Genomic DNA, 22,315 nt, shown 5'->3' on the forward strand with positions numbered 1-22,315 from the left:
CGTGAATGGTCGACTCCTTCGGGAACCTGTCCCCTCCGGGGATGGGACCAGAGTAAGCGCTAAAGCGCTAACACTGGTCGACAGAGACACACCCGTTATAGGGTCAAGCGAACAAGTGCATGTGGTGGATGCCTTGGCGATCACAGGCGATGAAGGACGCGGTAGCCTGCGAAAAGCTCCGGGGAGCTGGCAAACGAGCCTTGATCCGGAGATGTCCGAATGGGGAAACCCACCTCTTCTGAGGTATCCGTAGCTGAATCCATAGGCTACGCGAAGCGAACGCGGTGAACTGAAACATCTAAGTAACCGCAGGAAAAGAAATCAACCGAGATTCCCAGAGTAGTGGCGAGCGAAATGGGAGCAGCCTGTACACGTTATCTGTATTGTTAGTCGAACGCTCTGGAAAGTGCGGCCATAGCAGGTGATAGCCCTGTAGACGAAAACAGCATGGAAGGACTGGGTGTACGAGAAGTAGGGCGGGACACGTGAAATCCTGTCTGAAGATGGGGGGACCATCCTCCAAGGCTAAATACTCGTGATCGACCGATAGTGAACCAGTACCGTGAGGGAAAGGCGAAAAGAACCCCGGGAGGGGAGTGAAACAGATCCTGAAACCGCATGCATACAAACAGTCGGAGCCTCTGCGAAGGGGTGACGGCGTACCTTTTGTATAATGGGTCAGCGACTTACATTCAGTGGCGAGCTTAACCGATTAGGGCAGGCGTAGCGAAAGCGAGTCCGAACAGGGCGTCCAGTCGCTGGGTGTAGACCCGAAACCAGGTGATCTATCCATGGCCAGGTTGAAGGCACGGTAACACGTGCTGGAGGACCGAACCCACTAACGTTGAAAAGTTAGGGGATGAGCTGTGGATAGGGGTGAAAGGCTAAACAAACCTGGAAATAGCTGGTTCTCTCCGAAAACTATTTAGGTAGTGCCTCGTGTATCACCTTCGGGGGTAGAGCACTGTCATGGTTGTGGGGTCCATTGCGGATTACTACGCCATAGCAAACTCCGAATACCGAAGAGTGCAATCACGGGAGACAGACATCGGGTGCTAACGTCCGGTGTCAAGAGGGAAACAACCCAGACCGCCAGCTAAGGTCCCCAAATATGGCTAAGTGGGAAACGAAGTGGGAAGGCTAAAACAGTCAGGAGGTTGGCTTAGAAGCAGCCACCCTTTAAAGAAAGCGTAATAGCTCACTGATCGAGTCGTCCTGCGCGGAAGATGTAACGGGGCTAAGCCATATACCGAAGCTGCGGATGCACAGTAATGTGCATGGTAGGAGAGCGTTCCGTAAGCCTGCGAAGGTGCACTGGAAAGTGTGCTGGAGGTATCGGAAGTGCGAATGCTGACATGAGTAGCGATAAAGGGGGTGAAAGGCCCCCTCGCCGTAAGCCCAAGGTTTCCTACGCAACGTTCATCGGCGTAGGGTGAGTCGGCCCCTAAGGCGAGGCAGAAATGCGTAGCTGATGGGAAGCAGATTAATATTTCTGCACCATTGTGAAATGCGATGGGGGGACGGATCGCGGAAGGTTGTCCGGGTGTTGGAAGTCCCGGTCCTTGCATTGGAGAAGGCGCTTTGGCAAATCCGGGCGCGGGATTCAAGGGTGCGAGGCGAGTCGCTTAGGCGACGAAGCAACTGGAAGGGGTTCCAGGAAAAGCCTCTAAGCTTCAGTTTCACAGTGACCGTACCGCAAACCGACACAGGTGGGCGAGATGAGTATTCTAAGGCGCTTGAGAGAACTCGGGAGAAGGAACTCGGCAAATTGGTACCGTAACTTCGGGATAAGGTACGCCCTCATAGCCTGACTGGCCTGCGCCAGAAGGGTGAAAGGGTTGCAATAAACTGGTGGCTGCGACTGTTTAATAAAAACACAGCACTCTGCAAACACGAAAGTGGACGTATAGGGTGTGACGCCTGCCCGGTGCCGGAAGATTAAATGATGGGGTGCAAGCTCCTGATTGAAGTCCCGGTAAACGGCGGCCGTAACTATAACGGTCCTAAGGTAGCGAAATTCCTTGTCGGGTAAGTTCCGACCTGCACGAATGGCGTAACGATGGCCACACTGTCTCCTCCCGAGACTCAGCGAAGTTGAAGTGTTTGTGATGATGCAATCTCCCCGCGGCTAGACGGAAAGACCCCATGAACCTTTACTGTAGCTTTGCATTGGACTTTGAACCGGTCTGTGTAGGATAGGTGGGAGGCTGTGAAGCGTGAACGCCAGTTTGCGTGGAGCCGACCTTGAAATACCACCCTGATCTGTTTGAGGTTCTAACCCTGGTCCGTGATCCGGATCGGGGACAGTGCATGGTAGGCAGTTTGACTGGGGCGGTCTCCTCCCAAAGTGTAACGGAGGAGTACGAAGGTACGCTAGGTACGGTCGGAAATCGTGCTGATAGTGCAATGGCATAAGCGTGCTTGACTGTGAGACTGACAAGTCGAACAGGTGCGAAAGCAGGTCATAGTGATCCGGTGGTTCTGTATGGAAGGGCCATCGCTCAACGGATAAAAGGTACTCTGGGGATAACAGGCTGATACCGCCCAAGAGTTCATATCGACGGCGGTGTTTGGCACCTCGATGTCGGCTCATCTCATCCTGGGGCTGTAGCCGGTCCCAAGGGTATGGCTGTTCGCCATTTAAAGAGGTACGTGAGCTGGGTTTAAAACGTCGTGAGACAGTTTGGTCCCTATCTGCCGTGGGCGCTGGATATTTGAAGGGGGCTGCTCCTAGTACGAGAGGACCGGAGTGGACGAACCTCTGGTGTACCGGTTGTCACGCCAGTGGCATCGCCGGGTAGCTATGTTCGGAAGAGATAACCGCTGAAAGCATCTAAGCGGGAAACTCGCCTTAAGATGAGATATCCCCGGGGCTTCGAGCCCCTTGAAGGGTCGTTCAAGACCAGGACGTTGATAGGTCAGGTGTGCACGTACAGTAATGTACTGAGCTAACTGATACTAATTGCCCGTAAGGCTTGATCCTATAACCGGTGTGTGTCGGCAGCCGTTAGCGCTTCAGCGCTTATGGATGCCCCACCCTGCGCAAAGCGCAGGGTCTTATGCAGACCACACACGGTTGAGATCAGTGTTGTGCCAGAAACAACACAACCTGCCTTACCCTGGTGAGCATCACCAGAAACTACTTCTTCCAGATTGGCTGTGGCGCGCACCCCGCGACGCAGCAACCCGTCATGCCTGATGACCATAGCGAGTCGGTCCCACCCCTTCCCATCCCGAACAGGACCGTGAAACGACTCCACGCCAATGATAGTGCGGATTGCCCGTGTGAAAGTAGGTAATCGTCAGGCTCCTTACCCCGTCAGAAACCCCACCCCTCGCGGTGGGGTTTTTGCGTTTACGCGGCCGATATCGCGCGTTTCACCAGAGTCAATTGCCCGATCTTCGCGTGCAACACCTTCACATCGACCGGGGGCTCGGCCGATGTTTGGCCCGTCTCGAACACTTCGGCAACACCCTCCTGCAGTTGCTTCTTCCAGTCCGTGATCTGGTTCGGATGCACATCAAACTGCTGGGCCAGCTCGGCCAGCGTCTTGTCGCCCTTGAGCGCCGCGAGTGCCACCTTTGCCTTGAACGCCGGTGAGTGTGTCCGTCGGTTGCGTTTCGTCATCTTCTGGTTCCTTTGCCGGCCATTATGACCGACTCACGCGCCAGCTTTTCCACTTACCGACCTGTCCGGATTCTCGGCGCCGCCTCTATCTCGTTGCGTTGTTTAACACGGCACCATCCGTTGCACAAAGTGCCGACGATTACGAGAGCCAGCAGCCTTGACGACTGGCTCCCTCGGCAGACTAAGGCACCTTTGCTCGCTTCGCGAAGGCTACGTCGTCCGTTGCGCGCTTACAGCAACTGCCGGATCGCAATATCGAAGGGTGTGCGTCGGCCGATTTCAAATGCCTCCAGGCGGCTCGATGCCAGATGACAGTTGTGCGGGCGCGGCGTCGCATCGGTGGGTGTACGTTGGGGCATCAGATTCGCGTCGAGTTGCAATGCTTTTGCCAGGCGCACCGCGATCTCATACTTGTTCATCGGTTCGTCGCCCGACCATTGCACGATGCCAGAGATCGTTTGGCCGCGCGCGTGTCGCTCAAGCATCTGTCGGATCACGACCGCGACATCGGGCGTGAACGTCGGGTAGCGGATGGCCCAGGCGTCCATCAAGGCGGCCTGGCCGTCCGGCGCGGCCGATGCCACGATCGCCGGCACGAGGCTAGTCACAGCCGACTCCGACCAACTGATAACCGGCCCATACAGCAGCGGCAGACGCAGCACGCATCCCCGCTCGGCCGTCTCGGCCAGCGCTCGCTCGCCTTCGAGCTTGCTCCGCCCGTACGCGTTGAGTGGCGCGGGCGTGCTGTCGTGACGATAGGGCGGATTCGAGCCGTCGAACACATAGTCGGTCGAGATCGACAACGTCCACGCGCCGTGCCGGTTCGCCGCCGAGGCGATCGCCCGCACAGCATCGACGTTCAGCGCGCGTGCAAGCTCCGGATCGCGCTCGCATACATCGGGACGGCGCTCCGCCGCGGCAATCACGACGGCATCCGGCGCCACATGGTCGATGAAGCGCTCGACCGCAAGGCTATCGCGAACATCCAATGCGATCATCTGCGGCGACGGCCGGCTCAATGCGGTGGCGACGCTTTGCCAGCCGGCCTGGCGCGCAAGTTCGTCGTTGAGCGCGCGGCCGAGCAGCCCCGAACCACCGATCACGGCAACCTTGAACATGATCGGCGCTCTCAGCGCACAGACGTGACCGTGTATCCGGCTTGTTCGATCGCGGCCTTCAGCGCATCGACCGGTTGCGCCGACTCCACGACCACGCGGCCGGTTGCAAGATCCACCTGAGCCTGCGCGGCGGCGTCGTGTTCGCGAATCGCGTTCGTGACGGCGGCAACACAGTGCTGGCAGCTCATGCCTTCTACATGGAACTCGATTGTCATTGCAAAGACCTCGACGGAATCAGATTGCGAATAGTCGAATTATGCCTGCTGATCCGTGTTTGGGTAGCTGACCTTCCCACTATGGGAAGGTGTAGCATCGACTAGAGTTCAGCCAAAACCTTGGGGAAACAGCCATGAACATTGGCGAAGCGGCCCGCGCGTCGGGCGTTACGGCAAAAATGATCCGCTACTACGAAAGCGTCGGCCTATTGACCGCTAAGGCGCGCACGAGCGCCGGCTATCGTGTGTACGGGTCGCAGGAAGTGCATTCTCTGCGCTTTATTCGCCAGGCTCGCCGTCTCGGATTTCTGGTCGAGGATATCCGGCGACTGCTCGCGCTATGGCACGACCGCTCGCGTGCCAGCGCGGAAGTAAAGCGCATCGCGCTCGAACATGTCGCCGAGCTCGATCGTCGCATTGCCGAGCTGACTGACATGCGCGACACCCTCGCGCATCTCGCCCATCATTGTCACGGCGATGACCGGCCAGATTGTCCGATTATCGAGCGACTAGCGGATACTGATATGGTTTCGGACCAAGGTTGCCACCCGGTTTAGCGGCTGGCCCAGGAGAAGGTGCAACCCGATTACATCTTGATTGCATTCGACGAATTTACGCACCTCAAACGTGCATAAGAACGCTTTGACATGATGCAAAACCTGAAAAATGCTGCCGAATCGCAATAAAATCAGGCGTCCTAGCGCACATATTCGGTGCGTCATTCCCAAACGGAATGCACATCATGCAGGCATTTCACTGTTCGGGTTGCACTTTGCGGCTATAATACGGGTTAACCCTTTACGGGAAATCCCTGATGTCAAATCACCGGGGATCCGATCTGATTCCTGGAGAACACATCATGTTTGCATTCATTCTTGAAAAGCTCAGCACCTGGTTCGAAACTGCAGAACGTAGCCGTCGTGAGGCGTATCTGGCATCGTCGTCAGATATCGTCCAGCTCGAACAGCGCATCCGTTCGCTGGAAACCAACGGCTATTCGCGGTAAGTTTGCGCTTGAAAGTTTGACTTGGCGCGTGTGCTTTTGCGTGGCCATTGCAGCACCAATGTCGAGCCCCGTCAAAGCGGGGCTTTGTCGTATCCGGACATTGAAATGAGCGCGCTTTTCGGCGCCTTTCGCGCGAACGGCGCCGCAAGGCCGCGCATGGCGAATATCGACTAGCTTCGTAACGCGCGCCGCGGTAAGGTAGGGCGATTTTCGCGCAAGACGGCATTCATAATCCACCGGGGCTGCCCATGTCCTCCGTCCGTTCGCTCCAACCTTTCCGATCCGTGATGGCGGCCGCCGCCATGACGACGCTCGCGACCCTCTGCGTTGCGTCGGACGCATTCGCGGTCTCCGATAACGACCGCCCTCCCGTGATTCTCGATACGCTTGGCGGCGTCAATAATGGCCAGAGCGGCACCATACTGCTGAGCTCGCCGCCTGCGCCCGAGCCGATCGTCGCCGCGCCGCCGATCGCTGCACCCGTCGAACTGCCTCGGGATGCGTCGCCACCGTTCGTAGTCGCGCCGTATATCCAGTTGCCGGCCGGTGGCGGCGTACCGCCCCGGCCGATGCCTCGGCCGGTGCCGCTTCCGCAATGAGGTAACAAGGGCGCGAAAGCGCATCGGCGACGCTTCCGGCCGGTCCTCTGTCTTCCGCATGCGCCAGCTTGCCTCGCACCCGGCATCTCATTCGGGTTTGGGCGCATGGCGCCCGTGAAACCGTCCGACGACAATCGTTGCACGCCTCGTTGCCGTGAGCTTCGACCGCGGCATGTGCGCCTGCGTCACCGTTTCGAACGGAAAACACAACCAGGAGACGTCCCCATGCCGAATTACTGGATGCAGCGTGCCACGCGCGCCTGCGTGATGCTGCTCGCACTGGCCGCGCTGCCAGGCGCCAGCTTCGCGAAAGACACGCCGGAAAAGCCGACACTGACGATGGCCGTCGGCGGCTTACCCGGCCTCTACTACCTGCCGGTCCTCGCCGCACAGCAGCTCGGCTACTTCAAGGACGAAGGCCTGAACGTCACGCTCGAAGATTTCGCGGGCGGCTCGAAGGCGCTCGAAGCCGTAGTGGGCGGTAGCGCCGACGTCGGCGCGGGCGCGTTCGAGCACACGCTGTTCATGCAGGCGAAGGGGCAGCACTATCGGGCATTCGTGTTGATGGGCCGCGCGCCGCAGATCGTGATCGGCGTGGTGAAATCGAAGGCCGATCAGATCAAGTCGCTGGCGGACTTCAAAGGCGCGAAGGTCGGCGTGAGCGCGCCGGGTTCGTCGACGGATCTCGTGCTCACCGTTGCGTTGCGCAAGGCTGGCGTGCAGCGCAGCGACATTTCGGCGATCGGCGTCGGCAGCGGCGCGACGGTGCTGGCCGCGGTGGGCAGCGGGCAGATTGACGCACTGTCCAATGTCGATCCAATGATGACCAAGCTCACGCGTAGCGGCGCGATCAAGGTGCTGGTGGACACGCGCACCGTGAAGGGCACGCAGGATGTGTTCGGCGGCACGATGCCCGCGGCGACGCTTTATGCGCCCGAGAGCTTCATCCAGAAAAATCCGAAGACGACGCAGGCGCTGACCAATGCGATCGTGCGCGCGAATCATTGGCTGCAGACCGCAAGCGACGCGGATCTGCTGAAAATGGTGCCGCAAGCCTATCTGTTGGGCGACCCAACGCTTTATCTCGACGCCTTTCACAATGTGCGCGACGCCTATTCGCCGGATGGACTGATGCCTGCGGACGGCCCGCCGACGTCGCTGCGCGCGTTGTCGTCGTTCGATAGCCGGCTCGATCCGAAGAAGATCGATTTGAGCGCGACCTATACTAACCAGTTCGCGATCAAGGCGGCTGCGCAGCTCAAATGAGCATGAGGTGAGATCGGCTCGCTCGATAAATATGACGGGGTACCGCGCAGCCCGCTCACGCGCCGCTCGTCACGTTCAGTTGCCGCGATACTCGACCTTGAACGTCGCTGCCTTGTCTTCGCCGAGCGTCTTGACGAGCCACGGCATCTGATCCTTGAGCATCCTGGCGAGCGTATACGGGGGATTCAGGATGAACATGCCGCTACCGAACAGTCCATAGCCGTCCTCTGGGGGATTGCTGACGGTCAGGCTGACGTGGAGCCAGTTGTCCTTCTGCAACTGCTTCAGCTGATCGGGGAAACGCTGCGACTCGGGGCGCTTGACCTGCGGATACCAGAGCGCATACGTGCCGGTCGGAAAACGCTTGAGACTCTCCTCGACACAGCGCAGCGTGCGCCCGTAATCGCGCTTGTCTTCATACGACGGGTCGAGCAGGATCAGCGCGCGACGCGGCGCCGGCGGCAGCAGCGCGAGAATGCCGTCGAAACCGTCGCCCGCGTACAGCATCGCGCGACGGCCCGCGTCGCGGAAATTGTGACGCAGCACGTCGATTTCGGTGCTGTGCAATTCGAACAGCCGCATGCGATCCTGCGCGCGCAACTGCCGCCACGCGAGATACGGCGAGCCCGGATAGAAATGCAACTGGCCATCGGCATTGAGCGCGCTGACTTCGTCGACATATTCGGCAAAGAGCGGCGGCAGATCGTTGCGGCCCCACAGTTTCGCGATGCCTGTCTCGAACTCGCCGGTCTTCGTCGCGTAGCCTTCCTTCAGCGAGTACACGCCGGCGCCCGCGTGCGTGTCGATATACCAGTAGGCCTTGTCCTTCTGGCCAAAGTAGCGCAGCAGCTGCACTACGACGGCGTGTTTGAGAACGTCGGCGTGATTGCCGGCATGAAAGGCGTGGCGGTAGCTGAGCATGATGAGAAGACGCTAAAAGAGCGCAGGCTGGCGCCGAAGGGAGCCGGTGTCGCGCGGTCGCGTATTGTACGCGACCGCACGTGCCCGGTTATCCGGTCAGTGCCTGGCGGGGCGCGCGATTACTCATGCGCGTCGCCGATGATCGCCTCGATCCGCTGCTTGATCTCCGGCGTAATGCGCTCGGCCACCTCGGCGGACTGCATGTTTTCGCCGATCTGGTCGACGCGCGAGGCGCCCGTGATCACCGTGCTGACATTCGGATTCTTCAGAATCCACGCGATCGCAAGCTGACCGACCGTGCAGCCGAGCTCGTCGGCGACCGTGCCGAGCTGGCCGACCACGTTGTTTCTCGTCGGGTCGGTGAGCTGCTGACGCAGCCAGTCATAGCCCTGCAACTGCGCGCGACTGTCGGCGGGCACACCGTCACGATATTTGCCGGTAAGCAGACCCGATGCGAGCGGACTCCACGTGGTCAGGCCAAGTCCGATGTCCTCGTAGAGCCGCTTGTATTCCTGCTCGACGCGTTTGCGATGAAACAGGTTGTATTGCGGCTGCTCCATGACCGGCTTGTGCAGATGATGCCGCTCGGCGACTTGATAAGCGGCGCGAATCTCGTCGGCGCTCCATTCCGAGGTGCCCCAGTACAGCGCCTTGCCGCGCGCGATCATATCGCTCATTGCCCAGACCGTTTCCTCGACCGGCGTGTTCGGATCGGGACGATGACAGAACACGAGATCGACATAGTCGAGTTGCAGGCGCTTCAGCGACCCGTCGATCGCGTTCATCAGGTATTTGCGGTTCAGCGTGTGGTACTGGTTCGGCGCTTCGTTGAGTCCCCAGAAAAATTTCGTCGACACGACGTAGCTCACGCGCGGCCACGCGAGTTCCTTCAACGCATGGCCCATGATCTCCTCGGATTTGCCGCCTGCGTAGACCTCGGCGTTGTCGAAGAAATTGACGCCCGCGTCGCGCGCCGCGGCGAGCGATTCGCGCGCAGCGCGGTGATCCACCTGGTTGCCGTACGTGACCCACGAGCCGATGGACAACTCGCTCACTTGCAGGCCGGAGCGGCCCAGACGTCGATAATTCATGCATGTCTCCTGGTTGGTGATGCCACGGGGATCGAGCCCGGATTCAGCCCGCAAGCGTCCAGTTTAGAGAGATACGGTTCGATGTGCGTTTTACCTATGTCGTTCACGGGGTTCATGCACAATAGCAAAGTCGGCCGCCGCGTTGCATCGGCCGAACGGTCTATACCGTTTGGCCGACTTCTCGCCGCGCGTGGCCTTGTGGTCTCATTGCTCATCTACTGCATGGAGGTTCTGGATGTCGTCTCTTAACACCAATCTGAACGGCAAGGTCGCCGTCGTCACTGGCGCCGCGAGCGGCATCGGCAAACAGATCGCATTGACTCTTTCGGCCGCGGGCGCGGCGGTCGCGATCGCCGACCTGAACCAGGACGGCGCGAACGCCGTGGCTGAAGAAATCAGAAAGGGCGGCGGCAAGGCAATCGGCGTGGCAATGGACGTGACGAGCGAAGAAGCCGTCAACCAGGGTATCGACAAGGTCGCCGAGGAATTCGGCTCGATCGACATTCTCGTTTCCAACGCCGGCATCCAGATCGTCAATCCGATCGAAAACTATTCGTTCTCGGACTGGAAGAAGATGCAGGCCATTCACGTGGACGGCGCGTTCCTGACCACCAAGGCCGCGCTCAAGCACATGTATAAGGACGATCGCGGCGGCGTCGTGATCTACATGGGCTCGGTCCACTCGCATCTCGCCTCGCCGTTGAAGTCGGCGTACGTGACCGCAAAGCATGCTTTGCTGGGCCTGTCGCGCGTGCTTGCCAAGGAGGGCGCTGCGCACAACGTGCGTTCGCACGTCGTGTGTCCGGGCTTCGTGCGTACGCCGCTCGTCGACAAGCAGATTCCCGAGCAGGCGAAGGAATTCGGCATCAGCGAAGAGGAAGTGATCAAGCGCGTGATGCTGGGCGGTACCGTCGACGGTATCTTCACGACGGTCGAAGACGTCGCGCAGACCGTGCTGTTCCTGTCGACCTTCCCGAGCGCGGCGCTGACCGGCCAGTCGTTCGTCGTGAGCCACGGCTGGTACATGCACTAAGGGGCGGCCCGTGGCGCAACGCAATCTGAAGCGGGCGCGCGTAGGCGTGTCCGGCGACGGGGAGGGCGCGGGTCCGGCGGTCGCCGCCGGCCTGCGCCGGCATCCCCGGTTGCCCAACTACGAAACTGTCGCGCTGATGCTGCAAGGCGGGGGGGCACTGGGCGCCTATCAGGCCGGCGTCTTCCAGGGACTTGACGAAGCCGGCATCGAGCCGAACTGGATCGCGGGAATTTCGATCGGTGCGCTAAATACGGCGATCATTGCGGGCAATCCACCGGAACAACGCGTCGAGCGTCTGCTGCAATTCTGGGAGACGATCTGCCAGCCGGCGTTCGGGCTGCCGTTGCCGGCTCCGATCGAACACGTGCTGTTCAATTCGAGCGAAGCGGTGCGCAAAGCATTTACGGCAGCGCAGGCGATGAGTGCGATTGTCGAAGGGCAAAGAGGCTTCTTCGTGCCGCGCTTTCCACCGCCGCTGCCCACGGTGTCCGGTCCGCCGCAACTGGCGAGCTACTACGACACCACGCCGCTGAAGACCACGCTCGAGTCGCTGTGTGATTTCGACCGGATCAATTCCGGCGAAATACGCGTGTCGGTGGGCGCGGTGAACTGCGGCACGGGAAACTTCGCGTACTTCGACAATACGCGCACCACGCTCAGGCCTGAGCACTTCATAGCGTCGGGCGCGTTGCCGCCGGGCTTCGCGGCCGTCGAGATCGACGGTCAGTTCTACTGGGACGGCGGCCTGATGTCGAATACGCCGCTCTACGAGGTGCTCCAGTCGACGCCGCGCCGCGACACGCTCGCGTTTCAGGTCGATTTATGGAGCGCAATCGGGCCGGTGCCGGACAACATCACCGACGTGCAGGGACGCATGAAAGACATCCAGTATTCGAGCCGCACGCGCCTCGTGACCGACATGCTGCAGCGCTCGCAGCGTTTTCGCCACGTGCTGCGCGAGGTGCTGGACCGTGTGCCCGTCGAGCAGCGCGACGATCCGTGGTGCGAGCTGGCCGAGGATCTGTCGTGCTCGAAGCGCTACAACGTGGTTCACCTGATCTACCGGCACAAGGAATACGAAGGACACTACAAGGACTTTCAGTTCGGTCTGTCGACGATGCGCGAGCATTGGCGCAGCGGTCTCGAAGATATTCGCCATTCGCTCGAGCAACCCGGCTGGCTCGATCTGCCGGATAACGATGCCGGGTTCGTCACGCACGATATTCATCGCGACTCGCGCTGATCCCTCGCAGAGAGAGCCGGCGTGCGCCGGCCGGGCCGAACAGTCAGTAAACAAAAAACGGCGCCCTTTTCTGGAAAAGGCGCCGTTTTTACAGGCGGTGGCAGCGGCAAACCTGCTGCACTGGCGCGGCAAACCCCCGCGCCGTGAATCGCCTTACTTCAGCACGTGAGCAATCGCGTTCGCGACGACGTCGAGGTTGCGCGTATTGAGCGCAGCCACGCAGATGCGGCCCGTGCTGACCGCATAGATGCCAAACTCTTCGCGCAGACGGTCCACTTGCGGCGCCGTTAGACCCGAGTACGAGAACATGCCGCGTTGCGCATTCACGAACCTGAAGTCGCGATCGACGCCGCTTGCCTTCAGACGCTCGACGAGACCGTTGCGCATCGCGCGGATGCGGTCGCGCATTTCGCCCAGTTCGATTTCCCACGTTGCGCGCAGTTCCGGCGACGCGAGCACGGCGGCGACCACCGAGCCGCCGTGCGTCGGCGGGTTCGAGTAGTTGGTGCGGATCACGCGCTTCAGTTGCGACAGCACGCGCGCCGCTTCTTCCTTGCTCGCGGTGATGATCGACAGCGCGCCGACGCGCTCGCCGTACAGCGAGAACGACTTCGAGAACGACGACGACACGAACACGTTCAGTTCCTGCGCCGCAAACAGACGCACGGCTGCCGCATCCGCTTCGATGTTGTCGCCGAAGCCCTGGTAGGCGATGTCGAGGAACGGCACGAGGTTGCGCGCCTTGACGACCTCGACGACCTGCTTCCACTGCTCGACGCTCAGATCGACGCCGGTCGGGTTGTGGCAGCACGCGTGCAGCACGACGATCGTGCCTGCCGGGTAGCTGTTCAGCGCGCTCAGCATGCCGTCGAAGTTCACGCCGTGCGTTTGCGCGTCATAGTACGGATACGATTCGACGACGAAGCCCGCGCCTTCGAACAGTGCACGGTGGTTTTCCCAGCTCGGATCGCTGATCGCAACCTTGCTGTTCGGATTCACACGTTTCAGGAAGTCCGCACCGATCTTCAGCGCGCCCGTGCCACCCAGCGCCTGTGCCGTGACGACGCGGCCGGCCGCGATCAGCGGCGAGTCGTTGCCGAGCAGCAGCTTTTGCACGGCGGCATCGTAAGCGGCGATACCTTCGATCGGCAGATAGCCGCGCGGCAGCGCCGCTTCGACGCGGGCCCTTTCCGCATCGCGCACGGCGCGCAGCAGCGGAATCTTGCCTTCTTCATTGAAGTACACGCCAACGCCGAGGTTGACCTTGGTGGCGCGCGTATCGGCATTGAAAGCTTCGTTCAGGCCCAGAATCGGGTCGCGGGGAGCAAGTTCGACGGCGGAGAACAGAGACATGATGGGTGGGCAGCAGTAGTGAAAAGAGGGCGGCTTCGCGCGCGAGCGGCCTCGTCTGGAGCGTCGGCGGCGTTTCGGGCGCGTGGCAAAGTTCGATGAAACGCGAGAATCAGGGACGGGCCTATGGACAGCGGCGAGCGAGCGCAGCTTGGCATTGTAACGAATCCGGGCGCTTTTTTCGGACGACGAGACGGGCAAAAGTCAATTATTTGCTTGAAAAACAGGCATTGGGGAGCCATGTGACAGCGTGGAATTCGACCGGGCGTGGCTCTGGCGAACGCGCGAACTAGACGAAACACCGCTCGATCTTCGCTTTCCGCAACCCGTTAGAATGATTCTTTGCCCAAGGCCCGGTGCCGCCCTCATGTCCGAACACCATCTGACCGAAGCCGACGATACGCTCGACGAATCAAAATTCATCGCGTTCGAAGGTTCGCCGTTCAAGCTCTACCAGCCGTATCCACCCGCCGGCGATCAGCCCACGGCCATCGACACGCTCGTCGAAGGCGTCGGGGACGGTCTCGCGTTCCAGACGCTGCTCGGCGTGACCGGCTCCGGCAAGACCTTCACGATGGCCAACACGATCGCGCGGCTCGGCCGCCCGGCGATCGTATTCGCGCCGAACAAGACGCTTGCCGCGCAGCTGTATTCGGAGTTCCGGGAATTCTTCCCCCGCAACGCGGTCGAGTACTTCGTCTCGTACTACGACTACTACCAGCCCGAAGCGTATGTGCCGCAGCGCGATCTGTTCATCGAGAAAGACTCGTCGATCAACGAGCATATCGAGCAGATGCGGCTGTCGGCGACCAAGAGCCTGATGGAGCGGCGCGACGTGGTGATCGTTGCGACGGTGTCGGCGATTTACGGTATCGGCAATCCGTCCGAATACCACCAGATGATCCTGACGCTGCGCACCGGCGACCGGCTCGGCCAGCGCGACGTCATCGCGCGGCTGATCGCGATGCAGTACAGCCGCAACGAAGCCGATTTCCAGCGCGGCTCGTTCCGCGTGCGCGGCGACACGATCGATATCTTCCCGGCCGAGCACGCCGAAATGGCGGTGCGCGTCGAGCTGTTCGACGACGAGGTCGAGACGCTGCAGCTGTTCGATCCGTTGACCGGCCGCGTGCGGCAGAAAATTCCGCGCTTTACCGTCTATCCGTCGTCGCACTACGTGACGCCGCGCGATACCGTGCTGCGCGCCGTCGAAACGATCAAGGCCGAGCTTCGCGAGCGCCTCGAGTTCTTCTATAGCCAAGGCAAGCTCGTCGAGGCGCAGCGGCTCGAGCAGCGCACCCGCTTCGACCTCGAGATGCTGCAGGAGCTCGGTTTCTGCAAGGGCATCGAGAACTACTCGCGGCACTTCTCGGGCGCGGCGCCGGGCGAGCCGCCGCCGACGCTCGTCGATTACCTGCCGCCCGACGCGATCATGATGCTCGACGAATCGCACGTGCTGATTGGCCAGCTGAACGGCATGTACAACGGCGACCGCGCGCGCAAGGAAAACCTCGTCGACTACGGCTTCCGGCTGCCGTCGGCGCTCGACAACCGGCCGCTCAAGTTCAACGAGTTCGAGCGCAAGATGCGCCAGGTCGTGTTCGTGTCGGCGACGCCCGCCGATTACGAGAAGAGGACCGCGGGGCAGGTCGCCGAACAGCTTGTGCGTCCGACCGGCCTCGTCGACCCTCAAATCGAGGTCCGGCCGGCGCGCAGCCAGGTCGACGATGTGCTTGGCGAGATCAACGAGCGCATCAAGGCCGGCGACCGCGTGCTGGTCACGACGCTGACCAAGCGGATGGCCGAACAGCTCACCGAGTTCCTGGCAGACCACGGCATCAAGGTGCGCTATCTGCATAGCGACATCGACACGGTCGAGCGCGTCGAGATCATCCGCGATCTGCGTCTCGGCGCGTTCGACGTGCTGGTCGGAATCAACCTGCTGCGCGAGGGGCTCGATATTCCCGAGGTGTCGCTCGTCGCGATCCTCGACGCGGACAAGGAAGGCTTCCTGCGCGCTGAGCGTTCGCTGATCCAGACCATCGGCCGGGCGGCGCGTAACGTGAATGGCAAGGCGATTCTGTACGGGGACAACATCACGGACTCGATGCGTCGCGCGATCGACGAAACCGAGCGGCGCCGCACGAAGCAGATCGCGTTCAACGCCGCGCACGGCATCACGCCGCGCGGCGTCGTGAAACGGATTCGCGACATCATCGATGGCGTGTACAACGTCGACGAAGCGCGCGCCGAGTTGAAGGAACAGCAAACCCGCGCGAAATTCGAGGACATGTCCGAGAAGCAGCTCGCCAAGGAGATCAAGCGCCTCGAAAAGCAGATGATGGAGCACGCGAAGAATCTCGAATTCGAGAAGGCCGCGCAGACTCGCGACCAGCTGGCGCTGCTGCGCCAGCGCGTATTCGGCGCGAACGTCGGCGACCACGTGTCGGGCGTCGAATAACTAACGCATCCGTCCACCGCTTTTGTCCATTCAGAAAAGGCGCGGCCATTCGCCGCGCCTTTTCATTTATGCGGGCGCTCAAGCTCAGCCTTTCTTAAGCGAGCCTTAAGACCCTGATCGCCTATGGGCGAGCATGCTGGCAGGTTTGTTCTCGTCGGCGATCGATGATAAACTCCTTCAATATTGAGAATGGTTCGCATTTAATCTGCATCTGCCTTGCGGACCCAGTGTTCCAACTGAATCGATTCCAGTCTGATAAAAACAAGGAGTTTCAATGCGGATTTCTTCCTTTGTGCGCGGCGGGGCGGCAGCGGTGGCGGCTGTCGCGGCACTGTCGGCCTCGGCTGCCGAATATCCGATCGGCAAGCAGCAGATCCAGGGCGGCATGGAAATCGGCGCGGTTTATCTGCAGCCGATCACGATGGAACCCGAAGGCATGATGCGAAAGGCGTCGGATTCGGACATCCACCTCGAGTCCGACATCCACGCGGTCAAGAACAATCCGACCGGTTTCGCCGAAGGCGACTGGATGCCGTATCTGCAGGTGCGCTACGAACTGACGAAGGCCGGCTCGAACCAGCCGTTAAAGGGCGAACTGATGCCGATGGTCGCGAACGACGGTCCGCACTACGGCGACAACGTCAAGCTGCAAGGCCCGGGCAAATATCACCTGAAGCTGATCGTCGAACCGCCGATGCAGATGGGCCACATGGCATTCGGTCGCCACGTCGACAAGGAAACCGGCGTGGGTCCGTGGTTCAAGCCGATCACGCTCGAATATGACTTCACCTTCGCCGGCATCGGCAAGAAGGGCGGTTACTGATCGGCGCGCGGTGTCAGCGCGGTCGATCAACGTATCCATGAATGCAGCAGGCGGCGCGCGGACCTTCGGTGTCATACCTGGCGTCGGCGCGTCGCGTTTTCCGGAAAGGCCAATGAGAACCAACCGAAAGATCGCGATGCTTGCCGCCACGTTTTGCCTGGCGGCCACGGCTCATGCAGCCGACCTGCCGACCTTCAAGCTCGAAATGAACGACGGCAAGCTGAACCCGGCCCGCATCGAAGTGCCGGCCGGGCAGCGTATCAAGATCGAAGTGCGTAACACCGGCAGGGGCGCGGCCGAATTCGAAAGCGTGCAGTTGCGTAAAGAGAAGGTTCTGGCGCCGGGCGCCGATTCGTTCGTCGTGATCGCTCCGCTCGAGCCGGGCGAATACAAGTTTTTCGACGACTTTCACCAGCAGGCGCAGGGCGTGATCGTCGCGAAGTAAGCAATGGTTCGATCGGCCGCGAGCGCCGCGGGATGTGGGCGCTGTCGGCCGCGCGAGGCAACGGAAGCAGGCGGTAGAAGGATCGAAGGGAGAGCTTGAATGGGTCAGATTCTGTTCATCGTGTGGCGGGAAAGTGTCGAGGCGCTGCTGGTCGTCGGCATCCTGTATGCGTGGTTGAAAAACGGCGACGACGACGCGCGCCGCGGCTTGCCGTACCTGTGGGGCGGCGTGGCGGCCGGCGTGATCGCGGCGGTGGCGCTCGGCGCCGCGTTGGTCGGCTTCACCGAGGTGCTCTCCGGTGATGCGCAGGATTACTTCCAGACCGCGATGGTGCTGGTCGCCTGCGTACTGATCGTGCAGATGGTGCTGTGGATGAAGCAGCACGGCCGCACGCTGAAGCGCGACATGGAACAGTCGCTGCAGAAGAGCCAGCGCGATTCGAACTGGTGGGGCGTCGCGGTGCTGGTCGCACTGGCGATTGCGCGCGAAGGCAGTGAAACGGTGATCTTCCTGTACGGCCTCGGCTTTGGCCAGTCGGGGCATGTCGACGGCAGCCAGACGCTCGCTGTCGTGATCGGTCTCGCGCTCGCATTCCTGACCTTCTACGTATTGCAGCTCGGCGGCAAGATCATCTCGTGGCGGCTCTTCTTCCGCGTCACCGAAATCATGCTGCTGTTCCTCGGCGCGGGCCTGTTCCAGACCGGCGTCGACAAGCTGATCGACAAGGAGATCCTGCCGACGCTCGTCGACCAGCTGTGGAATTCGTCGGCGATTCTCGATGATTCGAGCACCTTCGGTTCGCTCGTCGCGACGCTGACCGGCTACCGCGCGCATCCGGCTCTGATGAATCTGCTTGCCTATGGCGTGTACTGGGCGGTCGTTTATCTGCTCGTGCGCCGCGCCAGTCGCAAGCCCGCGCGGCAGGCGGCAGGGCGCGCGGCATGAGCGTCGTGATGGCTCCCAAGCCGGGCCGCCTCGCGGCGGCCGGCCAGTGGATGCAGCGCCACGGCGCGCTGATCCGTGGCATCCAATGGGTCGTGGTCGCGCTGTACGCGTTCCTGATCATCGTGCCCGCGCTGACGCCGCTGCCGGACGACACCGCGCATCTGTGGAACAACCTGACGCTCGCGGCGCAGTTCGTGTTCTGGGGGATCTGGTGGCCGTTCGTGCTGCTGTCGATGGTGATGCTCGGCCGCGTCTGGTGCGGCGTGCTGTGCCCGGAGGGCGCGCTTGCCGAATTCGCGAGCAAATTCGGCCGCGGCCGCGCGATTCCGCACTGGATGCGCTGGGGCGGCTGGCCCTTCGTCGCGTTCGGCATCACGACGATCTACGGGCAGATGGTGAGCGTCTACCAGTATCCGAAGGCGGTATTGCTGGTGCTAGGCGGCTCGACCTTCGCGGCAATCGTGATCGGTCTGCTGTACGGACGCGAAAAGCGCGTCTGGTGCAAATACCTGTGCCCCGTCAACGGGGTTTTTTCGCTTCTGGCGCGCCTCGCGCCGTTTCACTACAAGGTCGACGAAGACGCCTGGCGCCGCTCTTACACGAACGGCGAGCATGGGCATCGCGTGATTCCGATCAACTGCGCGCCGCTCGTGCCATTGCGCAACATGAAGGGCGCGGCGGACTGCCATATGTGCGGCCGCTGCAGCGGACACCGTGATGCGATCGCGCTGACGTGGCGCAAGCCGTCGACGGAAGTCGTGCAACTCGGAGACAAGAAGGCGAACCCGTGGGACACCGCGCTGATTCTGTACGGCCTGCTCGGCATCGCGATCGGCGCGTTCCACTGGACCGCGTCGCGCTGGTTCATCGACCTGAAGATGGTCGCCGCGACGTGGCTCGTCGATCGCGACATCACGTGGCCGCTCGACACCAACGCGCCGTGGTTCCTGTTCACGCATTACCCCGACCAGAACGACGTGTTCTCGTGGCTCGACGGCTCGCTGCTGATCGGCTACATCCTGTCGACGGCGCTCGTCTACGGCACCGCGCTGCTGCTATTGCTGACAGGCGCGACGCGCATGCTCGGGCGCTTTAGCTCGACACGGCTGCATCACCTGACCCAGGGGCTGATTCCGATCGCGGGCGCGGGCGTGTTCCTCGGTTTGTCGGCGACGACGCTGTCGCTGCTGCGCGCCGAGCACGTGTCGCTGTGGTGGGCGTCGGATCTGCGCATCGCGATTCTCGTGATTGCGAGCGCGTGGAGCGCATGGCTCGCGTGGCTCGTCACGCGCCGATATAGCGAGCATTTCGTGCCGCGCGCGCTGGCGATGCTGTGGTTCGTCGCGGCGCTGGCGGTCGTCAATAGCGCGTGGTGGCTGATGTTCTGGGGCTGGGCGTCGAAGTAAGTCATTCGCCGGTGGTTGGTGCAAACGCAGGCGCACGCACAAAGAGAAAAAGCCGTGGGGTGGTGACATCCCACGGCTTTGTCATTTTCATCTTCCGCGATGCGTGCCGTCGCGCGCATCCGCTTTGGAGCGAGAACCAAAAAAACGGCCTGGCTTGCTGCGACGGCTGGCTTGGTGTCTGCACGAAGGGGTCTAGTTCTCGCGTGCAAGCCGTCGTGGCTGGCTAATGCCTAACACCTCTCTGGGAGGTGGTCCCCACAATACCCGGTACTTACCTCGTGTTGCGTTGCTACTTCGTCAGGATCAGCTTGCCGAGGCGCGTCGCACGCAGTTGGTACGTCTCGCCGTTGTGCACGATGCTGATGTGACTATGGCCTTGCAGCAGCGCGTCGCTGCGCACGACCCGCTCCGACGTCTCGCCCTGGCCGGTGATGCGCTCCGCTGCGGGCTTCGTCGCGAGTACGGCCGTCGTCGACGTTTTCGGGCGGCCGGTTAGCGCGACCGCTGAACGGCGCAGGGTGAACGTGGAGGAGCGAGTCATATCGGTCATTCGTTTTAGCTTGTTCGTCGATTCGATGGGATCATTCTAAATGATAACTATTCCTATTTACAAGACCGAGAAATTGATCGAATTCGACTTCTGATAGCTGAATGAAAGAGCGGCCAGACAACGGCTCCGCGGGCCATGCTGGACATGGCCCCGCGACAGCGTGGGCAGGGCGCCCGCGCGGCATATCAGTGCAGCGGTCCCGGTTCCTGTTTGGCCCCGACGTACTGGCGGATCAGCCGCACCGTGTCGATATCGTTCTCGCGATACGCGGACTTGACGATCTCCTGCGTTTGCACCGCGTCCTGATCGGTCGTCGAGACGGGCAGCGTGGTCGCGTATTCGAAGCGCAGGAACAGCTGGAGGTCGTCGGGCTGCTCGATCGTCATGGTCAGCGAGCCGCCGACGTACTCGGCGGTCGGCAGGATGTCGTAGCGCACCCTCTCCCTTGCCTCCAGCGTGACGCGATCGCGCACGGTGGCCTGGCCATAGTGCAGTTCGCGCTCGAGCACATTGGCATCGCGCGACAGGATCTTGCAGCTGTCGAGACCCATCACGAACAGTTGCGGCTGCTCGGCGCGCAGCACGAGCCCTTCCCAAAGCTGCTCGCGGGTCATCGATTCGACGAAGGGATTCAACGGATCGTTGATCTGAATGAGGTGTTCGAAATTCAAGACGACAGCGTCCTATGTAAATGTTGCAATGCCTGCCGCGCGTGTCAGGCGACGGCGAGCGCGGAGCGGATCGAGATCGTGTGCGTCAGGATCTTGTGCACCGGGCACGCATTGGCAATTTGCAAAAGCCGTTCCCGCTGCTCGTCGGACAGATCGCCGTCGAGCATGATCTGACGGTCGATCGTCGAACCCGCGTCGCCGGTTTCCATCGACAGTTTGACGCGTACGCTCGCTAGCGGCCAGCCTTTGCGTTGCGCGTACATCTTCAGCGTGATCGACGTGCACGCGCCGAGGCTCGACAGCAGTAGCGATACGGGCGTCGGACCGCGGTCGCCGCCGCCGAGCGATTCGGGTTCGTCGGCGAGCCATGTGTGCTTGCCGTCGTCAAACACGACCTGGAAATTCGTCGAACCGATGTGGGCGGTGACGGTGGGCTCTGCCATGCGCGCTCCTGTGCTGGTGATCAAATAGCATCGCGCGCCGCGGTCTGATTGTTGCGATCGACGCGGGCCGCGCGACATCAGCCGTTATTGTGACCGAATTTTCTGGCGTTCGCGCCCCGAGACGGGCGGTTTGGCGGCGCGCGAGTCTCTGTCGGCGTGCTTCGACTCGCGCTGACAGGCGTGAATCACGCGCGGTGGGCGGTAGCTTGTCAATGCGTGATCGCGCCCATCCGTCCCGCCTGATAGTCGATCACGGCCTGACGGATCTCATCCTCGGTATTCATCACGAACGGGCCATATCGCACCAACGGCTCGTTCAGCGGCACGCCGCCGAACAGCAGCACTTCGAGGAGTTCGTCGCCAGCCGTGAGCGTCACCGTGTCGCCGTCGTTCGCGAACACGACCATCGTGCGCGCGTCGATGTCAGCGCGCGCGTCGCCTTCGCCATACACGCCCTTGCCGGACAGACCGTAGGCGAACACGCGATAGTCGGCCGGCACCGGCTGGCGAATCGTCGCGCCCGGCTGCAACGAAAAATGCTGATACAGGATCGGCGTACGCGTTTCGATCGCGGCCTTCACGCCGAGCGCTTCGCCCGCGATGACCTTCACGCGCACCTTGCCGTCTTCGGACGTCGCGACCGGAATGCGCGTCGACGGGATCTCCTGATAGCGCGGCGCGATCATCTTGTCGCAACGCGGCAGATTCACCCAGAGTTGCAGGCCGTGCACGCGGCCGCCGGTGCGCGTGAATGCCGGGTCCGGCATTTCGCTATGCACGACGCCCGCGCCCGCGGTCATCCATTGCACGTCGCCGGCGCGCAGCGTGCCGGAATGGCCCGCCGAATCCTTGTGGCCGAACTGGCCCTCGAGCACATAGGTGACCGTCTCGAAGCCGCGATGCGGATGATCGGGCGCGCCCTTGGCCTCACCCGGCGCATAGTCGACCGGCCCCATTTCGTCGAGCAGCAGGAACGGGTCGAAGTCCATCAACAGACGCGTCGGAAACGGTCGATGAACGACAAATCCGCCACCTTCCACCGTGCGAACCGACGGGAACGTGCGTTCGATCGTGCGTGGCGTAGTCATCAATATCACCTCG

The 22,315-nt window shown here is 61.4% G+C and carries 20 protein-coding genes, 2 rRNA genes and 1 pseudogene; 13 read left to right on the forward strand and 10 right to left on the reverse strand.

The genetic code is table 11. From position 1 onward, the window contains the following. Positions 1 to 101: 101 nt before the first annotated feature. Together OKW43_RS19585 and rrf are read left to right on the forward strand one after the other, a co-directional pair. Positions 102 to 2,983: ribosomal RNA gene (locus tag OKW43_RS19585) — 23S ribosomal RNA — on the forward strand. Between the two features lie 211 nt (positions 2,984 to 3,194). Beyond that, positions 3,195 to 3,308: ribosomal RNA gene (rrf, locus tag OKW43_RS19590) — 5S ribosomal RNA — on the forward strand. Positions 3,309 to 3,382: 74 nt separating this feature from the next. Here the strand turns inward: rrf and OKW43_RS19595 are convergent. From OKW43_RS19595 to OKW43_RS19605, 3 genes and pseudogenes are all read right to left on the reverse strand, one after another. Further along, positions 3,383 to 3,628 (reverse strand): annotated as a pseudogene (locus OKW43_RS19595) (transposase); the annotation flags it as partial. A gap of 230 nt (positions 3,629 to 3,858) precedes the next feature. Next, entirely contained in the window at positions 3,859 to 4,746 is an 888-nt protein-coding gene (locus OKW43_RS19600; protein ID WP_187638892.1) for a dTDP-4-dehydrorhamnose reductase family protein, read from the reverse strand. Between the two features lie 11 nt (positions 4,747 to 4,757). Further along, positions 4,758 to 4,961, reverse strand: a complete 204-nt coding sequence (locus OKW43_RS19605) for a heavy-metal-associated domain-containing protein (protein ID WP_187638893.1) — start codon at positions 4,959 to 4,961, stop codon at positions 4,758 to 4,760. Positions 4,962 to 5,095: 134 nt separating this feature from the next. Between OKW43_RS19605 and cueR the strand changes: the two genes are divergently transcribed. The 4 genes from cueR to OKW43_RS19625 all read left to right on the forward strand — a co-directional run bounded on the left by cueR (position 5,096) and on the right by OKW43_RS19625 (position 7,832). After that, positions 5,096 to 5,518 (forward strand): Cu(I)-responsive transcriptional regulator, encoded by a 423-nt coding sequence (cueR, locus tag OKW43_RS19610; protein ID WP_187638894.1) that lies wholly within the window; start codon positions 5,096 to 5,098, stop codon positions 5,516 to 5,518. A gap of 302 nt (positions 5,519 to 5,820) precedes the next feature. Then, complete coding sequence (locus tag OKW43_RS19615; protein WP_013088978.1) at positions 5,821 to 5,967, forward strand: DUF3563 family protein; 147 nt, start codon at positions 5,821 to 5,823, stop codon at positions 5,965 to 5,967. 287 nt (positions 5,968 to 6,254) lie between these two features. After that, a complete protein-coding gene (locus OKW43_RS19620; RefSeq protein WP_429449201.1) occupies positions 6,255 to 6,566 on the forward strand; it encodes a hypothetical protein in 312 nt (103 codons plus the stop codon). A gap of 225 nt (positions 6,567 to 6,791) precedes the next feature. Further along, positions 6,792 to 7,832, forward strand: coding sequence for an ABC transporter substrate-binding protein (locus OKW43_RS19625; protein ID WP_187638896.1), 1,041 nt, complete (start codon positions 6,792 to 6,794; stop codon positions 7,830 to 7,832). Between the two features lie 75 nt (positions 7,833 to 7,907). On the opposite strand, the gene OKW43_RS19630 is transcribed toward OKW43_RS19625, so the two are convergent. Further along, entirely contained in the window at positions 7,908 to 8,753 is an 846-nt protein-coding gene (locus OKW43_RS19630) for a 23S rRNA (adenine(2030)-N(6))-methyltransferase RlmJ (protein ID WP_187638897.1), read from the reverse strand. Positions 8,754 to 8,872: 119 nt separating this feature from the next. After that, positions 8,873 to 9,844, reverse strand: a complete 972-nt coding sequence (locus tag OKW43_RS19635; RefSeq protein WP_187638898.1) for a potassium channel beta subunit family protein — start codon at positions 9,842 to 9,844, stop codon at positions 8,873 to 8,875. Positions 9,845 to 10,079: 235 nt separating this feature from the next. Between OKW43_RS19635 and OKW43_RS19640 the strand changes: the two genes are divergently transcribed. Beyond that, positions 10,080 to 10,877, forward strand: a complete 798-nt coding sequence (locus OKW43_RS19640) for a 3-hydroxybutyrate dehydrogenase (RefSeq protein ID WP_429449204.1) — start codon at positions 10,080 to 10,082, stop codon at positions 10,875 to 10,877. Between the two features lie 10 nt (positions 10,878 to 10,887). Beyond that, positions 10,888 to 12,120 carry a DUF3734 domain-containing protein gene (locus OKW43_RS19645; RefSeq protein ID WP_429449206.1) on the forward strand — a complete coding sequence of 411 codons (1,233 nt, stop codon included), beginning with the start codon at positions 10,888 to 10,890 and terminating at the stop codon, positions 12,118 to 12,120. 153 nt (positions 12,121 to 12,273) lie between these two features. Here OKW43_RS19645 and OKW43_RS19650 read toward each other — a convergent pair whose 3' ends face one another. Then, on the reverse strand, positions 12,274 to 13,473 hold the full coding sequence (locus tag OKW43_RS19650; protein WP_429449208.1) for an amino acid aminotransferase: 1,200 nt from the start codon (positions 13,471 to 13,473) through the stop codon (positions 12,274 to 12,276). 364 nt (positions 13,474 to 13,837) lie between these two features. On the opposite strand from OKW43_RS19650, the gene uvrB reads away from it, so the two are divergent. The 5 genes from uvrB to OKW43_RS19675 all read left to right on the forward strand — a co-directional run bounded on the left by uvrB (position 13,838) and on the right by OKW43_RS19675 (position 19,550). Further along, positions 13,838 to 15,931 carry an excinuclease ABC subunit UvrB gene (uvrB, locus tag OKW43_RS19655; RefSeq protein WP_187638902.1) on the forward strand — a complete coding sequence of 698 codons (2,094 nt, stop codon included), beginning with the start codon at positions 13,838 to 13,840 and terminating at the stop codon, positions 15,929 to 15,931. Between the two features lie 274 nt (positions 15,932 to 16,205). Next, positions 16,206 to 16,754 (forward strand): iron transporter, encoded by a 549-nt coding sequence (locus OKW43_RS19660; RefSeq protein WP_187638903.1) that lies wholly within the window; start codon positions 16,206 to 16,208, stop codon positions 16,752 to 16,754. 112 nt (positions 16,755 to 16,866) lie between these two features. Next, the gene (locus OKW43_RS19665; protein WP_429449211.1) at positions 16,867 to 17,199 is read left to right on the forward strand and encodes a cupredoxin domain-containing protein; all 333 of its coding nucleotides are present in this window, start codon (positions 16,867 to 16,869) and stop codon (positions 17,197 to 17,199) included. Between the two features lie 99 nt (positions 17,200 to 17,298). Next, positions 17,299 to 18,144, forward strand: a complete 846-nt coding sequence (locus OKW43_RS19670; RefSeq protein WP_187638904.1) for an FTR1 family iron permease — start codon at positions 17,299 to 17,301, stop codon at positions 18,142 to 18,144. Beyond that, entirely contained in the window at positions 18,141 to 19,550 is a 1,410-nt protein-coding gene (locus OKW43_RS19675; protein WP_429449213.1) for a 4Fe-4S binding protein, read from the forward strand. The genes OKW43_RS19670 and OKW43_RS19675 overlap by 4 nt, the downstream gene beginning before the upstream one ends. Positions 19,551 to 19,839: 289 nt before the next feature. Here OKW43_RS19675 and hemP read toward each other — a convergent pair whose 3' ends face one another. The 4 genes from hemP to OKW43_RS19695 form a co-directional block, all read right to left on the reverse strand. Beyond that, positions 19,840 to 20,100 carry a hemin uptake protein HemP gene (gene hemP, locus OKW43_RS19680; protein ID WP_187638906.1) on the reverse strand — a complete coding sequence of 87 codons (261 nt, stop codon included), beginning with the start codon at positions 20,098 to 20,100 and terminating at the stop codon, positions 19,840 to 19,842. Positions 20,101 to 20,285: 185 nt separating this feature from the next. Then, entirely contained in the window at positions 20,286 to 20,771 is a 486-nt protein-coding gene (locus tag OKW43_RS19685; RefSeq protein WP_187638907.1) for an SRPBCC family protein, read from the reverse strand. A 44-nt stretch (positions 20,772 to 20,815) separates the two neighbouring features. Beyond that, positions 20,816 to 21,214: an OsmC family protein gene (locus OKW43_RS19690; protein WP_429449217.1), complete on the reverse strand. Its 399-nt coding sequence runs from the start codon at positions 21,212 to 21,214 to the stop codon at positions 20,816 to 20,818. A 209-nt stretch (positions 21,215 to 21,423) separates the two neighbouring features. Further along, the gene (locus tag OKW43_RS19695) at positions 21,424 to 22,302 is read right to left on the reverse strand and encodes a pirin family protein (RefSeq protein ID WP_429449219.1); all 879 of its coding nucleotides are present in this window, start codon (positions 22,300 to 22,302) and stop codon (positions 21,424 to 21,426) included. Positions 22,303 to 22,315 lie beyond the last annotated feature (13 nt).

This window comes from Paraburkholderia sp. WC7.3g (genome assembly GCF_050436345.1).
GTDB classification, from domain to species: domain Bacteria; phylum Pseudomonadota; class Gammaproteobacteria; order Burkholderiales; family Burkholderiaceae; genus Paraburkholderia; species Paraburkholderia podalyriae.